The sequence below is a fragment of the Thalassomonas actiniarum genome (genome assembly GCF_000948975.2).
GTDB lineage: Bacteria > Pseudomonadota > Gammaproteobacteria > Enterobacterales > Alteromonadaceae > Thalassomonas > Thalassomonas actiniarum.
The window spans coordinates 790,505-805,570 of sequence record NZ_CP059735.1 but is presented as its reverse complement, the minus strand read 5'-3'; the positions used below and the strand labels follow the sequence as shown (position 1 = coordinate 805,570).

General features: G+C 47.4%; 8 protein-coding genes, 2 tRNA genes and 3 rRNA genes. 4 read left to right on the top strand and 9 right to left on the bottom strand.

What is annotated here, in order from left to right; translation table 11 throughout:
- Entirely contained in the window at nucleotides 1-843 is an 843-nt protein-coding gene (locus SG35_RS03495; RefSeq protein WP_044834141.1) for an HDOD domain-containing protein, read from the top strand.
- Nucleotides 844-953: 110 nt separating this feature from the next.
- On the opposite strand, the gene SG35_RS03490 is transcribed toward SG35_RS03495, so the two are convergent.
- The 3 genes from SG35_RS03490 to SG35_RS03480 form a co-directional block, all read right to left on the bottom strand.
- Entirely contained in the window at nucleotides 954-4,088 is a 3,135-nt protein-coding gene (locus tag SG35_RS03490) for an efflux RND transporter permease subunit (protein ID WP_044834140.1), read from the bottom strand.
- The gene (locus tag SG35_RS03485) at nucleotides 4,088-5,359 is read right to left on the bottom strand and encodes an efflux RND transporter periplasmic adaptor subunit (protein WP_084692847.1); all 1,272 of its coding nucleotides are present in this window, start codon (nucleotides 5,357-5,359) and stop codon (nucleotides 4,088-4,090) included. Before SG35_RS03485 ends, SG35_RS03490 begins: the two co-directional genes overlap by 1 nt.
- A 100-nt stretch (nucleotides 5,360-5,459) precedes the next feature.
- Nucleotides 5,460-5,846 carry a YacL family protein gene (locus SG35_RS03480; protein WP_044834138.1) on the bottom strand — a complete coding sequence of 129 codons (387 nt, stop codon included), beginning with the start codon at nucleotides 5,844-5,846 and terminating at the stop codon, nucleotides 5,460-5,462.
- A 258-nt stretch (nucleotides 5,847-6,104) separates the two neighbouring features.
- Here SG35_RS03480 and SG35_RS03475 point away from each other — a divergent pair, with 258 nt between their 5' ends.
- The 3 genes from SG35_RS03475 (at nucleotide 6,105) to SG35_RS03465 (ending at nucleotide 8,808) form a co-directional block, all read left to right on the top strand.
- Nucleotides 6,105-6,848 (top strand): substrate-binding periplasmic protein, encoded by a 744-nt coding sequence (locus SG35_RS03475; protein WP_044834137.1) that lies wholly within the window; start codon nucleotides 6,105-6,107, stop codon nucleotides 6,846-6,848.
- Between the two features lie 122 nt (nucleotides 6,849-6,970).
- On the top strand, nucleotides 6,971-7,720 hold the full coding sequence (locus tag SG35_RS03470) for a hypothetical protein (RefSeq protein ID WP_152646698.1): 750 nt from the start codon (nucleotides 6,971-6,973) through the stop codon (nucleotides 7,718-7,720).
- A 128-nt stretch (nucleotides 7,721-7,848) separates the two neighbouring features.
- On the top strand, nucleotides 7,849-8,808 hold the full coding sequence (locus tag SG35_RS03465) for a polysaccharide deacetylase family protein (protein ID WP_044834135.1): 960 nt from the start codon (nucleotides 7,849-7,851) through the stop codon (nucleotides 8,806-8,808).
- 175 nt (nucleotides 8,809-8,983) lie between these two features.
- Here SG35_RS03465 and SG35_RS03460 read toward each other — a convergent pair whose 3' ends face one another.
- From SG35_RS03460 to SG35_RS03435, 6 genes are all read right to left on the bottom strand, one after another.
- Nucleotides 8,984-9,286 (bottom strand): SymE family type I addiction module toxin, encoded by a 303-nt coding sequence (locus tag SG35_RS03460; protein WP_044834134.1) that lies wholly within the window; start codon nucleotides 9,284-9,286, stop codon nucleotides 8,984-8,986.
- A gap of 369 nt (nucleotides 9,287-9,655) precedes the next feature.
- Nucleotides 9,656-9,770 (bottom strand): 5S ribosomal RNA (gene rrf / locus SG35_RS03455).
- Nucleotides 9,771-9,883: 113 nt separating this feature from the next.
- Nucleotides 9,884-12,771 (bottom strand): 23S ribosomal RNA (locus tag SG35_RS03450).
- 347 nt (nucleotides 12,772-13,118) lie between these two features.
- Nucleotides 13,119-13,195: transfer RNA gene (locus SG35_RS03445), tRNA-Ile, on the bottom strand.
- A 22-nt stretch (nucleotides 13,196-13,217) separates the two neighbouring features.
- A tRNA-Ala gene (locus tag SG35_RS03440) sits at nucleotides 13,218-13,293 on the bottom strand.
- A gap of 92 nt (nucleotides 13,294-13,385) precedes the next feature.
- Nucleotides 13,386-14,927 (bottom strand): 16S ribosomal RNA (locus SG35_RS03435).
- The 16S, 23S and 5S rRNA genes sit together here with 2 tRNA genes alongside, the layout of an rRNA operon.
- Between the last annotated feature and the right edge of the window lie 139 nt (nucleotides 14,928-15,066).

The following is a 15,066-nucleotide window of genomic DNA, read 5'->3' as shown; positions in this document are numbered from 1 at the left end:
ATGATCCAAGTAGACGATAAGGTGTTGGCTGATATAGACCGCGGTTTTTCGGTACCGGCGCAACCTGAACTATTGCTTAAGCTGCAAAAGTTAATGAGTGTATCTGAGCCCGATATCAACAAGATTGCCGATACTATCTCACAGGATGTCGCCGTCAGCGCCACCATATTAAAAACCATCAATTCCCCTTTATACGGCCTGGCCCGCTCAATTTCCGATATCAAAAAATCCGTCCGTTATATCGGCCTGGCCGGCATTACCACCTTAGTTACCAGCAGTTTGCTCAAACGCAGCTTTAAAGATAAAAAAGCCAGCATCCCCCTGGATGATTTTTGGAATAACTCCTCCAATATCGCCAATAGTGCAGTATTTATCGCCAAACGTCTTAAAAAAAGGATCTCCAGCGAAAAGTTGTTTACCCTGGGATTATTTCATGACTGCGGTATTCCGGTGATGGCAATGAAATATGAAAACTACCGCAGCACCTTGACCCAGGCAGAACAAAACCCGAGTGAAACCCTGCCGAATATTGAAGAAACAGCCTATAACGTCAGTCATGCCACTATCGGTTATTATGTCGCCACTTCCTGGCGCTTACCTGTGGATATTTGCCAACTGATCTTACGCCATCACGAGCGCGAGTACCTGGACAAAATCGACGGCTCAACCGATCAGGTAAGCTTTGCTATTTTGAAACTGGCAGAGAATATCGTTTATCTGCACAAACATTTTCGTGAATCCGCCGACTGGCCCTTTGTCCGCGATTCCGTATTAACGGTGCTGAATATAGACGAAGATGATATTGCCGATTTAATTGAAGATCTCAATGAGCAGCTGATTTAACTGTCCACCCCTTGCAATAAACAATAAGCAATAAGCAATAAGCAATAAGCAATAAGCAATAAGGTAAAACTCGCGCGAGCATAATGCTAACCGGCTATTGGCGCGCGGGGTTATTCCCTGATCACTTCCTGTCTCTTTCCGCGCACAAACAAGCCCTGAATATCTTCCTTGATCAAATATAACGCCGGGATCAAAAACAAGGTAATCACCGTAGCAAAGACAATGCCAAAGCCCAGAGAAATCGCCATGGGAATGATAAATTGCGCCTGTAGGCTGGTTTCAAAATACAGGGGTAAAACCCCGAAAAAGGTCGTTAACGACGTCAGCAGGATAGCCCTGAATCTTTGCGTGCCTGCCTGCATCACAACATCCACCATGCGCCGGCCGGAGTCCTTACCTTTATTGATAAAATCCACCATAATCAAACTGTCATTGACCACAACGCCGCTGAGGGCGATAAAACCGTAAATTGACATCATATTGATGGTTTTCCCCAACAGCCAGTGGCCGGCAATGGCGCCGATAATGCCAAAAGGGATCACCGACATGATCACCAGGGGCTGGACATAGGACTTGGTGGGGATGGCAATTAAACAATAGATCAGAAACAGGGCGCCAATGCCCGCTATCGCCAGTTGCCGTAAAAAGTCCGACTGCTCTTTACTGGCTCCTTCCATGCCATATTTCACACTGGGGTAATTGCTGAGGATCTCCGGGATATGGTTGTCATTCATTTCTGAAACAATTTTACGTGACTCTACTTTTTCACTGTCGATGTCCGCCGAAATGGTAATAGCGCGCTTTTGGTTAACCCGGGTGATGGTAGAAAACCCCTGACCGATACTGATATCCGCCACCTGGTAAAAAGGCACTTCTTTACCGTTTGGGGTGCGGATCCACATGTCTTCGAGATCAAATACCGACAACCTCTGCTCTTGCGGGTAACGCACCATCACCTTCAACTCATCGCGCCCCCGCTGGATCCTTTGCGCTTCCTCACCATAAAACGCCTGCCGTACCTGGCGTGCCAGATCCGTAAGGGTGAGCCCTAAAATTTCCGCTTCAGGTTTAATGCCGAGTTTGATTTCCTGGCTGCCCCGGCTAAATGAATTACGAATATCATAAACGCCGTCATATTCCTTCAGCTTATGCTGTAAAGCCAGGGCGGCGGCTTCAAGCTCTTTATCGTTACTGCCGTTAAACTGAAACTCCAGCGCAGCATCGCCCCCGGCATTGGTACCGGCATAAAAACGCAATTCCTTGGTACCGGGAATTTCACCGATACGCTCACGCCATAATTTTTCAATATCATAGGCGCTGAGCTCACGCTGATCCGGCTTGACCAACTCCAGGATAAAAGTTGCCTGGGTATTACCCTGGGTAAAAACCATCGTATGCTTGATAAAGTTAACTCCCTGAAACGGGTTTTCCTCGGCGATAGCCAGCGCCGCCCGGTTAACCTTATCTATGGCCTTGTTGCGATCGCCGGCTGAACTGCCGTTAACCATAACGAGCTTCCCCTGGATAAAATCGCTGGGAATAGAGGGAAAAACCTCCATTTTTACAAAACCGCCGGTGATCAGGCTCAGGGATAAAATCAAGATCGCAACAAAGACCGCCATAGTGTTATAACGGGCATGTAATGCCCTGCCCACCCAACCCAGGTAGGTATGATGAATAAAGTGCTCCAGCTTTTCCTTAAAAGCCATTTGCACGCGCTCGATAATATTGGCATTTTCCTTCGTCAGTGGCCGGTAGCGCATATGCGCCAGATGCGCAGGCAAGATCCATTTGGACTCGATCAGGGAAAACAGCAGACAAAAGGTCACCACTAAAGCAATGGCGCGGAAAAAGGCGGCGAAAGTTGCTTCTATCATCAACAGGGGGGCAAAGGCAGCAATGGTGGTTAATACCCCAAAGGTCGCCGGCATGGCCACACGCAGGGTGCCGCGGATGACATTGTCGGTGGAATGGCCGTAATTCTGGATTTCACTATAGGCACTTTCCCCGATCACTATGGCATCATCCACCACTATGCCCAGCACCATAATAAAAGCAAACAAGCTGATCATATTGATGGAAACCGACCATTCTCCCAGGAGCGGCATCATGATGAAGGCGCCGAAAAAACTGATCGGGATGCCGATCATCACCCAAAAAGCAATTTTGATCCGTAAAAACAGCGCCAGCACCAGGAACACCAGACAGGCCCCCAGGGTTAAATTAGTGATCATCATGCTCAAGCGTTCAGACAGGTAATAAGATGAATCACCCCACATAGTAAGCTTGGCCCCCGCCGGCAAACGTTTATTTTTTTGCTCGACATAGGCTTTTACTTCTCTGGCAATATCCAGATCGTTTTGATCGCCGGTGGACTGGATCATTATGCTTGAGGTATGTTCACCGTTAAATTTAGCAAAGCCCTCCTGCTCGACAAATCCGTCAATAATATTGGCAACGTCCGATAACACCAGGCGGGTGCCGTCGGGTTTAGTGGTCAGCACCAGTTGCCCGTATTCTTCCCCGGTGTAGGCCTGCCCCTGGGTACGCAACAAAATATCGCCGCCCCGGGTTTTGATGGTGCCTCCGGGCAGGTCCACCGAAGACTTTTTCACCGCCTGGCTGACGGCAGAAAAAGTCAGGCCGTACTGTTGCAGTTTTTCCTCCGAGACTTCAATACTGATTTCATAATCCCGGCTACCGACAATATCGGCGATATTGACGCTTGGCAGCGCCATGATCTCGTCGCGGATATCCTGCGCCATCACCTGACGGCTGCGTCGGTCCATGCTGCCGCTGACGGACAGCCACATTACCTGGCTTTTAAATTCTACTTTGGTAATAACGGGTTTTTCGGTTTGTTCCGGAAAGGTGGTGATGGCATCCACCTGCATCTGCACTTCATCGAGTTTTTCCGCAATAGAATAACCCGACTGAAGTTCAATGCTGACAATGCCCTGCCCTTCCTGCGCCGTGGAGGTGGTGCGCTTAATGCCTTCGATATCTTCCAGCGCTTCTTCCACCTTAAGGATCACCCCCTGTTCAACCTCTTCCGGCGCCGCGCCCAGATGATAAACCCGGACCTGAATACTGTTCGGATTAAATTCGGGAAAGGTTTTTTTATTTAATCCCTGATAGGAAATAACACCGGCGATTAAAATAAACATCATCAGCAAGTTGGCGGCAACATTGTTGCGGGTAAACCAGGCGATGATGCCGGTGAGTTTTTCGCTGCCGGCAGTCATCAGAAACTGGCCTGCGAATTCTGCGCCGGGCTTACCGCGCTTTCATCCCGGGCAAGACGTTCATTTTCTTCGCCAAAAATGCGCAGTGCCATGCCCTCTACGGCGGCATCAAGATTCGTTAATACCAGCCTCAGCCCGGTATCCAGCTTATCCCGGGTATAGACATAATCGAGATCGCTGCGCAGGATATTGATCTTTTGCATGCTCAGCGCATTATCATCTCCTGCCAGATAAACCTGGTCGGCGCCATGTAAGGCGCTGCGGGGAATAGCGACCACGCCTGAGATTTGCCGCCCCTGGATACTGGCTTTCACAAAAGTACCGACACGTATTTCATCGCGGCTGTCGGCATCAAGCACATTATAGGGATCATCAAGCTGAGCCACGACATAATGCACCCGGCTGGCGCTGTCCACGACCCCTTCATAGCGGGTAATAACCCCCGGCCAGCGATATGTTTTCCCCGCCAACTGATAATAAAGCTCAACCGATAAGCCCTGGCCGGCCCCCTGGTTGATACGGGGTAAATTAAGAAATTCGATATCTTTTTGCTTAACCGGCAGACGTACTTCGGCATAATCGACGGCAAAGGTGGTGGCAAGCTCGCTGCCCGTAGTGACGTATTGGCCGATATCGACTTTTTTCGCTTTTAACATGGCATCATAAGGTGCCACTATTTTCGTACGCGCCAGTTTAACTTCGGCTTCGGCAACATTAGCCCTGGCGGCGGCAAGTTCAGCCTTGGCCTTTTTTAAATTGGGAATGCGCAGCGCCATCACAGGCGCATCCTTGAGAGATTTACCGGTTAACAGCCATTCGTCTTCTGCCTGCTCCACCCGGGCCTGCTCTTCGATCAGTGAAGCCTCTGCTGTCTCTAACCTGGACCGCGCCTGTTGCAGGGCAACCTTATAGGAAATATCATCTATGGATAACAGTACCTCTCCTTTGCGGAAAAATCCTCCCACCAGAAAGTGCTCGGCAACCTGAGTGATCAGCCCGGAGACTTCAGAAACCAAACGGGTTTCAGTTCTGGGTACCACACTGCCCTGACTGGCAATGCGAAAAGTAATGTCCTGGTATTCCAGCGGCATCACTTCCACTAGAGGCGCCTTAAAGACCTGGTCTTTTTTAGCCGGTTTCGGCGCCAACACAGTGGCAAGGATAAGAATTAATATCGCCACCGAAATAATGGCAATGGGGGTAAGCACATAACGTAACGGCACCATGCGCCTTGTGGAAGAATCGCGAACCTGAGTGCTGGTAAAGTTCATAAATAAACTCGTTAGGAAGCAGTAGGGAATAACGTGTGAATCACACAATCATGCTGTTACTGCCTGTTATACCAGCAAATAAAGATATAACTCAATTAATTTATTGTAAAGTATTAGTAAACTTTGCCCAAGACAATAACAGCTGCCTGAAGTCGTCTATACCGCAGGAGCTTGAACAACTCTGTTCGTAGTCATCAAAATCCTCTGCCAGCTCCGCAGGCATTTCCTGGGCTTCGCCGTTGATACTGGAGTTATTTTGTACGATAACATCATCATGGCTGAAGGTAACTGAATATTCACGTCCGGTGATCATGATTTCGTTATTTTTGCCGGAATCAATATTGGCTATCGCCGTTAACAAATCTCTCATTTTTTCCGTGTTATCACCGATTTCAACTTCCAGCCAGGGGCCGATCACTTCATGTCCATAAGAAAACTTTGCTTTTGCCGCACCGGTAATAGCATCATGAACAAATTCGTATTCCATCTAATCTCCAATTGTTATCAAGCCGATGATGTAACAGTGCAAGCCGACACGCCGGTTTCGAAAAAGTAAACTACACGGCAGCGCCCGTAAAATAAGCTATCACGGCATTCTTTCTTATGTATCAGTGTAGCAAATTAGTGGCAGAAATACTGACATTTCAGCGGGAAATTTGGCATACTGGACAAATAATAAAATTAGCCTTAAGCGGAGATTTTATTATCATTATAAAAGCAGTAAAGCTTCAGCAGGTATTGAATCGTGTATTATCTTTATCTATTTATTTTACCGTTACTTTTTCTCACCCATGCAGAGGCGGGTACTAGCGGCACCATTCGCCTGGCGACTTATCTCGAACCTCCCATGATTGATAAAGTCGATAACCGCTATGTCGGTAAAAATATTGAAGTCGTGAAATTGCTGGCTAAAACCCTCAAGAAAAAAATTATTTACATCCCCTGTCCAACCGCCCGTTGCTTGTCATTAATGAGAAAGGGGCAGGCAGATATGATGATCTCCGTGCGAAAAACACCGGAGCGGGAGCGTTATCTCAGCTTTATTTCACCTCCTTTCTTTACCCAACACTTTCCCCTGAGGTTTTTTATCAACAGCACCAATGATCTTCATATCGACAACTATCAGGATTTAACCCCCCTTACCATAGGGGTAATACGTGGCAGCACCTATTTCGATAAATTTGATCACGACAACCAGCTCATTAAAGTTGAATTAACCAGCAGAGAGCAACTGGTGCATATGTTATTAAAAAACAGGATAGACACTTTTATTGAACGGGAAGAATCCATTGTTTCCTGGTTGCCCGAATCGCAATATAAATCAGCCTTCAAATTAGCCAACTACCAATATGACCGAAGTGTTGATTCATACATTGCCATCGCCAAAAGATCACCACTGCAACAGGAATTACCACATCTTTCTGCCACCTTAACCCAGTTGGTCAACTCTGGTGCCATCAGTGAAATACTCAACAAAGCACAAAGATAACCGGCAGCAAATAATTGTCTGCTTTTTATTGATTTTAAAAGCAATAAGTAAAAAATTGTGAACTAATTATCCATTGGCAAGTCTATTGATTTCCCGACAATAATAATGATCATTTCACTATTGTGCTAAACAGACGTTATACCGCTGTCATTCTCTCCCTGGTTGTTCACGGTATTTTACTGTTACTCCTGCTTACCATGACCACCCGCTTGCCACAGCCGGAACCCACCACTAAACCAGCGATAAAAAGTTATATATATACGCCTAAACCTGAAATAAAAGTATCGGCAGTACCCGCTACCCCGTCAGAACCGATAGCAAAAAAAGAACAGCCTAAAAAACCTCTGCCCGCCGCGAATAAAGAGGAAGAGCTCCCGGCTAAAAAGACGCCTGTTATTGATAAAGCGCCCCCTGTTGTTACTGATATAAAACAGCAAAGTGAAGCCACAACTGTCAAAGCACCCGGCACGGTAAAAAAACCGGGCAAAGATAGCAAAACACTAAAAAAGTTTTCCGCCCGTAACCAGTTGCAGAAACTAACCAACAACATTAATAGCCAGATGCTACAGGAGGGGATGTACCAGTATCAGCAGCACAAATCTCCCTCTGTTATGCATGGTGAACAACAACCGGTACCGCATTCGAAGAAAACCATAGATGCCGACCAGAAAAAATCCGACAACACAACAGAGTACTCACAAGGCATGTCGATAACCAAGCATGATGATGGTACCTGCTCCGTGACCGAAGATTTGTCTAATGTCGGTATGGAAGGACTTTCCGCCACCCAATCCTTTAATTGCGGAATATCGAAAGAAGAGAAATACTTTAAAGAACATATGAAAAACGTGCTTAAGAAATTAGGCAAATAGCAATAGTCATTAGCACTCCCCTACCGGCCTTAAAGACAATTTCAATCGCTTCTATAACGGATTGTCATGTCATAACCTGCATGATAAGGTGAATTGCTTTCATTTTCTTGCCTGGAGAAGGATCTACCATGCGAAAAATACTATCAGTTGCTTGCAGCTTTGTGTTGCTTGCTACTTTACTTTTTCCTGCACTGGCACAGGTTGAAGCCAAAAACCTTTCAGCCACGTCTGCTGCAACTCAGAAGCGATACCTGATCATCCATGCAGATGATGCCGGTATGTCTCATTCGGTAAATATGGCCACCATGGCATGCCTGGAATCAGGCATTGTTTCCTCGACCAGCATCATGGTGCCCACCCCATGGTTCAGTGAATTTGCCGATTATGCCAAAAAGAACCCACAGCACGATTACGGTGTCCATCTCACACTGAATTCAGAATGGGATCATTATCGCTGGGGACCGGTCGCTCCCCGCGAAAAGGTTACCAGTCTTATCGATAAAGACGGTTACCTCTGGGATAACGTCAAACAAGTGGTCAAGCACGCCAAAGCGGATGAGGTTGCCATTGAACTGCGGGCCCAAATTGATCGCGCCAAACAGTTCGGCATCCCTTTAAGCCACCTGGATACGCACATGGGCGCCTTATTAAGCCGACCTGACCTGGTACAGGTCTATGTCAACTTAGCGTTGGAATATGCACTTCCTATCCTTTTCCTGCGTGATATCCCCCCCAGGTTTATCAAAGCATATCCGGGACTTGCCACAGGAACAAAAAGGATAGTCAAAACACTTGATGAAAATAACTTACCGCTACTCGACTCGGTATTACAATTTTACGGTGGGGAAAACTTAGTACAAAGGAAAGAGAATTATTACCATGCCCTGGAGAATATGGAAGCTGGTGTTGGCCAACTGATCATCCATTGCGGCTTTGACAACGAAGAGTTAAGGGCCATTACCAAAAGTGCCTCACGTCGCAATGACGACAGATTGATTTTTACCTCTCAGGAAACAGCCACATTCCTGAAAGATCAGAACATTCAGCTACTGAACTGGAAACAACTTCGCGCAATGCAAAATCGCTAGTGCAACGACGAATGTATTTTTAATAAGAAAGCAAAAGCCGGACCCTCTCGAATCGGGCTTATCTAAATGGAAAATTAGCAATAAACAACACGAATGTGTGAAAGGCGGTATTTTGGTATTGCGCCAATACTAAACTGCTGTGCCAACTTCAGCACAGCAGTTTAGTTGCCCCACTTTAGTGCTGGTCCCCAGTTTCCCGGTTGTTATCGACCGCAACATCAGCTTGTTTAGATGCAATAACCATTTCCCCCTGGTTTATCGCAATACTGATCTTTTGCCCAATGGGAAAACCAGCCTTGTGTAGCCACTTTCCCCTGAGCACAATACAAGGTTCAAGCTTTACCGGCACATAGTTGACACCTATGCCACGGGTTTTCGCTGACGCCCCGCAAAGTGTTTCCTGCACGGTAAGTTGCCGATAAATGGGATATTTTACTTTTGCCGAGGTAAGCTCTGACGTATGATGATATTTAGCCATGACGTACTCCACTGTAGTTCGTTGTGGTTAGCGACCCCTGAGTGTTGCATCACTCAGGGGTTGCGACTTTGATTGCAGCTGTTAAGGCAGCAGTTAATAAATAAGTAATATTGAAATAGGCACTCTCCTTTTTGAGTTGGATAGCACTATTAATAAAAGATCAACTCACAAGATAAGTCAGGCTCAGCCTACATATAATTTTTTGACTATTTATACGTACTGTATGGGTTACTGTACAAAACAGGTAATAAAACATCCCAGCTGATCTTTATCAGATAAAACATTCCATTAATGTGAAGAAAATAATATTTTTTTGGAAATAGAAAGCAAAAAACCCGCAGCGTCAGCTGCGGGTTTCTCTAAATAGAAGTCTAGCAATGTCCTACTCTCACATGGGAACTCCCACACTACCATCGGCGCTACTGCGTTTCACTTCTGAGTTCGGCATGGGATCAGGTGGTACCACAGTGCTATTGTCGCTAGACAAAAACAGTCAATCTTGGAAAACGATATATATCTACTTATTCAATCTATGTGTACGTGACTTTTGTTTTTAATGTCAGTCTTCATACAATCTTAAAACCACTTGGGTGTTGTATGGTTAAGCCTCACGGGTCATTAGTACAAGTTAGCTCAATGCCTCGCAGCACTTCCACACCTTGCCTATCAACGTTGTAGTCTCCAACGGCCCTTCAGGGGACTTAAAGTCCCAGTGAGAACTCATCTTAAAGCCTGCTTCCCGCTTAGATGCTTTCAGCGGTTATCAGTTCCGAACGTAGCTACCGGGCAATGCCATTGGCATGACAACCCGAACACCAGAGGTTCGTCCACTCCGGTCCTCTCGTACTAGGAGCAGCCCTCTTCAATTCTCAAACGCCCACGGCAGATAGGGACCGAACTGTCTCACGACGTTCTAAACCCAGCTCGCGTACCACTTTAAATGGCGAACAGCCATACCCTTGGGACCGACTTCAGCCCCAGGATGTGATGAGCCGACATCGAGGTGCCAAACACCGCCGTCGATATGAACTCTTGGGCGGTATCAGCCTGTTATCCCCGGAGTACCTTTTATCCGTTGAGCGATGGCCCTTCCATACAGAACCACCGGATCACTATGACCTACTTTCGTACCTGCTCGACGTGTCTGTCTCGCAGTTAAGCTGGCTTATGCCATTGCACTAACCGTATGATGTCCGACCATACTTAGCCAACCTTCGTGCTCCTCCGTTACTCTTTGGGAGGAGACCGCCCCAGTCAAACTACCCACCAGACAGTGTCCCCAAGCCCGATTAGGGCCCCAGGTTAGAACATCACGCATACAAGGGTGGTATTTCAAGGTTGGCTCCACCAACACTGGCGTGCTGGGTTCAAAGCCTCCCACCTATCCTACACATGTAGGAGCAATGTTCACTGTCAAGCTATAGTAAAGGTTCACGGGGTCTTTCCGTCTAGCCGCGGGTATACGGCATCTTAACCGCAATTTCAATTTCACTGAGTCTCGGGTGGAGACAGTGTGGCCATGATTACGCCATTCGTGCAGGTCGGAACTTACCCGACAAGGAATTTCGCTACCTTAGGACCGTTATAGTTACGGCCGCCGTTTACCGGGGCTTCGATCATGAGCTTCGCAGAGCTAACCCAATCAATTAACCTTCCGGCACCGGGCAGGCGTCACACCGTATACGTCATCTTTCGATTTTGCACAGTGCTGTGTTTTTAATAAACAGTTCCAGCCACCTGGTTACTTCGACCGACTTCAGCTTAGGGAGCAAGTCCCATCACCATAGTCGGCGTACCTTCTCCCGAAGTTACGGTACTATTTTGCCTAGTTCCTTCACCCGAGTTCTCTCAAGCGCCTTAGTATTCTCTACCTAACCACCTGTGTCGGTTTGGGGTACGGTTCCTTATAATCTGATGCTTAGAAGCTTTTCCTGGAAGTATGGCATCAATGACTTCAGCTCCGTAGAGCCTCGTCTCGTATCTCAGTCTTAGAATCCCGGATTTGCCTAAGATTCCAACCTACATACTTTCACATGGACAACCAACGCCATGCTCACCTAGCCTGCTCCGTCCCTCCTTCGCAATTATAAGAAGTACAGAAATATTAATCTGTTTCCCATCGACTACGCGTTTCCGCCTCGCCTTAGGGGCCGACTTACCCTGCCCTGATTAACATGGGACAGGAAACCTTGGTCTTTCGGCGTGGGGGTTTTTCACCCCCATTATCGTTACTCATGTCAGCATTCGCACTTCTGATACCTCCAGCATGCCTTACAACACACCTTCAACGGCTTACAGAACGCTCCCCTACCACTCAAACAAAGTTTGAATCCGCAGCTTCGGTGACTAGTTTAGCCCCGTTACATCTTCCGCGCAGACCGACTCGACTAGTGAGCTATTACGCTTTCTTTAAAGGATGGCTGCTTCTAAGCCAACCTCCTAGCTGTCTATGCCTTTCCACATCGTTTCCCACTTAACTAGTACTTTGGGACCTTAGCTGGCGGTCTGGGTTGTTTCCCTCTCCACAATGGACGTTAGCACCCATAGTGTGTCTCCCGGATAGTACTCACTGGTATTCGGAGTTTGCAAAGGGTTGGTAAGTCGGGATGACCCCCTAGCCTTAACAGTGCTCTACCCCCAGTGGTATTCGTCCGAGGCTCTACCTAAATAGATTTCGGGGAGAACCAGCTATCTCCCGGCTTGATTAGCCTTTCACTCCGACCCACAAGTCATCACCGCATTTTTCAACATACGTGTGTTCGGTCCTCCAGTTGATGTTACTCAACCTTCAACCTGCCCATGGGTAGATCGCCGGGTTTCGGGTCTATACCCTGCAACTGAACGCGCAGTTAACACTCGCTTTCGCTACGGCTCCCCTAATCGGTTAACCTTGCTACAGAATATAAGTCGCTGACCCATTATACAAAAGGTACGCAGGCACCGGACTAAATCCGGCTTCCACTGCTTGTACGTATGCGGTTTCAGGTTCTATTTCACTCCCCTCACAGGGGTTCTTTTCGCCTTTCCCTCACGGTACTGGTTCACTATCGGTCAGTTAGGAGTATTTAGCCTTGGAGGATGGTCCCCCCATATTCAGTCAACATTTCACGTGTGCCGACCTACTCGATTTCATGATAAGTTTATTTTCGTGTACGGGGCTATCACCCTGTATCGCCAAGCTTTCCAGCTTGTTCCACTAATGTACAAATCACTTAAGGGCTAATTCCCGTTCGCTCGCCGCTACTAAGGAAATCTCGGTTGATTTCTTTTCCTCGGGGTACTTAGATGTTTCAGTTCTCCCGGTTCGCCTCCTAAAGCTATGTATTCACTTTAGGATACCCGCCTGATGACGGGTGGGTTTCCCCATTCGGACATCGAAGGCTATAACGGTTTTTATCACCTTACCTTCGCTTTTCGCAGATTAACACGTCCTTCATCGCCTCTAACTGCCAAGGCATCCACCACATACGCTTAGTCACTTAACCATACAACCCCAAGTAGTTTCCGAAGAAACACTCAATTGTTCGGTGACTAAACCGAACTAAGTTGTAAAGCCTGACATTTTCACGCACTCATAGAGTGTCTTGAATAAGAGTTGATAATGACTCAAGGAAGAAGTCATTATCAGGTTGATGTTCACAGCGCGACACTGCGTTCATCGTCGTAAATAATAAATTATTCACGGGTATATATATCAGCTTTCCAGATTGTTAAAGAACAGTTTTCAACGCGCATTCGGTTAAAAAGTTGGTTAAAAAAACCAAATTTAAATCATCCACTCTTTATAAAGAGGAATATCTTAAATTTGGTCTCTCTTGTTCCAAAGAAGAATTGGTAGGTCTGGGCAGACTTGAACTGCCGACCTCACCCTTATCAGGGGTGCGCTCTAACCAGCTGAGCTACAGACCTAGGTTCAATACCGTGTAGATTATGGTGGAGCTAAGCAGGATCGAACTGCTGACCTCCTGCGTGCAAGGCAGGCGCTCTCCCAGCTGAGCTATAGCCCCATATTTACTACATCAGTAAAGGGTTTCTTCTTCAATTTCGTTATCAGGCAATTTGTGTGAACACTCAACGAGAGCATTGTTTTACTTCAAGATAAGGAGGTGATCCAACCCCAGGTTCCCCTAGGGTTACCTTGTTACGACTTCACCCCAGTCATAAATCACAAAGTGGTGACCGTCCTCCCGAAGGTTAAACTAGCCACTTCTTTTGCAACCTACTCCCATGGTGTGACGGGCGGTGTGTACAAGGCCCGGGAACGTATTCACCGTGGCATTCTGATCCACGATTACTAGCGATTCCGACTTCATGGAGTCGAGTTGCAGACTCCAATCCGGACTACGACAAGCTTTGTGGGATTCGCTCCACCTCGCGGTATTGCTGCCCTCTGTACTTGCCATTGTAGCACGTGTGTAGCCCATCCCGTAAGGGCCATGATGACTTGACGTCGTCCCCACCTTCCTCCGGTTTATCACCGGCAGTCTCCTTAAAGTTCCCGCCCGAAGCACTGGCAAATAAGGATAGGGGTTGCGCTCGTTGCGGGACTTAACCCAACATTTCACAACACGAGCTGACGACAGCCATGCAGCACCTGTCACAGAGTTCCCGAAGGCACTAAACCATCTCTGGTAAATTCTCTGGATGTCAAGGGATGGTAAGGTTCTTCGCGTTGCATCGAATTAAACCACATGCTCCACCGCTTGTGCGGGCCCCCGTCAATTCATTTGAGTTTTAACCTTGCGGCCGTACTCCCCAGGCGGTCAACTTATCGCGTTAGCTGCGCCACCCACATCTCAAGGATACAGACGGCTAGTTGACATCGTTTACGGCGTGGACTACCAGGGTATCTAATCCTGTTTGCTCCCCACGCTTTCGTGCCTCAGCGTCAGTTTTTGTCCAGGTGGCCGCCTTCGCCACTGATGTTCCTTCCAATCTCTACGCATTTCACCGCTACACTGGAAATTCCACCACCCTCTACAAAACTCTAGCCTGCCAGTTCAAAATGCAGTTCCCAGGTTGAGCCCGGGGCTTTCACATCTTGCTTAACAAACCGCCTACGCACGCTTTACGCCCAGTAATTCCGATTAACGCTCGCACCCTCCGTATTACCGCGGCTGCTGGCACGGAGTTAGCCGGTGCTTCTTCTGTTGCTAACGTCACAGGATGCAGTTATTAACTACACCCCTTTCCTCACAACTGAAAGTGCTTTACAACCCGAAGGCCTTCTTCACACACGCGGCATGGCTGCATCAGGCTTGCGCCCATTGTGCAATATTCCCCACTGCTGCCTCCCGTAGGAGTCTGGGCCGTGTCTCAGTCCCAGTGTGGCTGATCATCCTCTCAAACCAGCTAGAGATCGTCGCCTTGGTAAGCCGTTACCTTACCAACTAGCTAATCTCACTTGGGCTAATCAAATGGCACGAGGCCCGAAGGTCCCCCGCTTTGGTCCGTAGACATTATGCGGTATTAGCAGTCGTTTCCAACTGTTGTCCCCCACCATAAGGCATATTCCCAAGCATTACTCACCCGTCCGCCGCTCGTCATCTTCAAAGCAAGCTTTGAAATGTTACCGCTCGACTTGCATGTGTTAAGCCTGCCGCCAGCGTTCAATCTGAGCCATGATCAAACTCTTCAATTAAAAATCGTTTGTGAAGCTTTCGCTTCGACTCAATGAATTCTGTCAAATAAATATTACTTACTTAAAAAGTAAGTCGTACTTGTGTGTCATTCATCATTAAGTTTATTTTTGTCCCTAAGGACTATGTAAAATCAACATT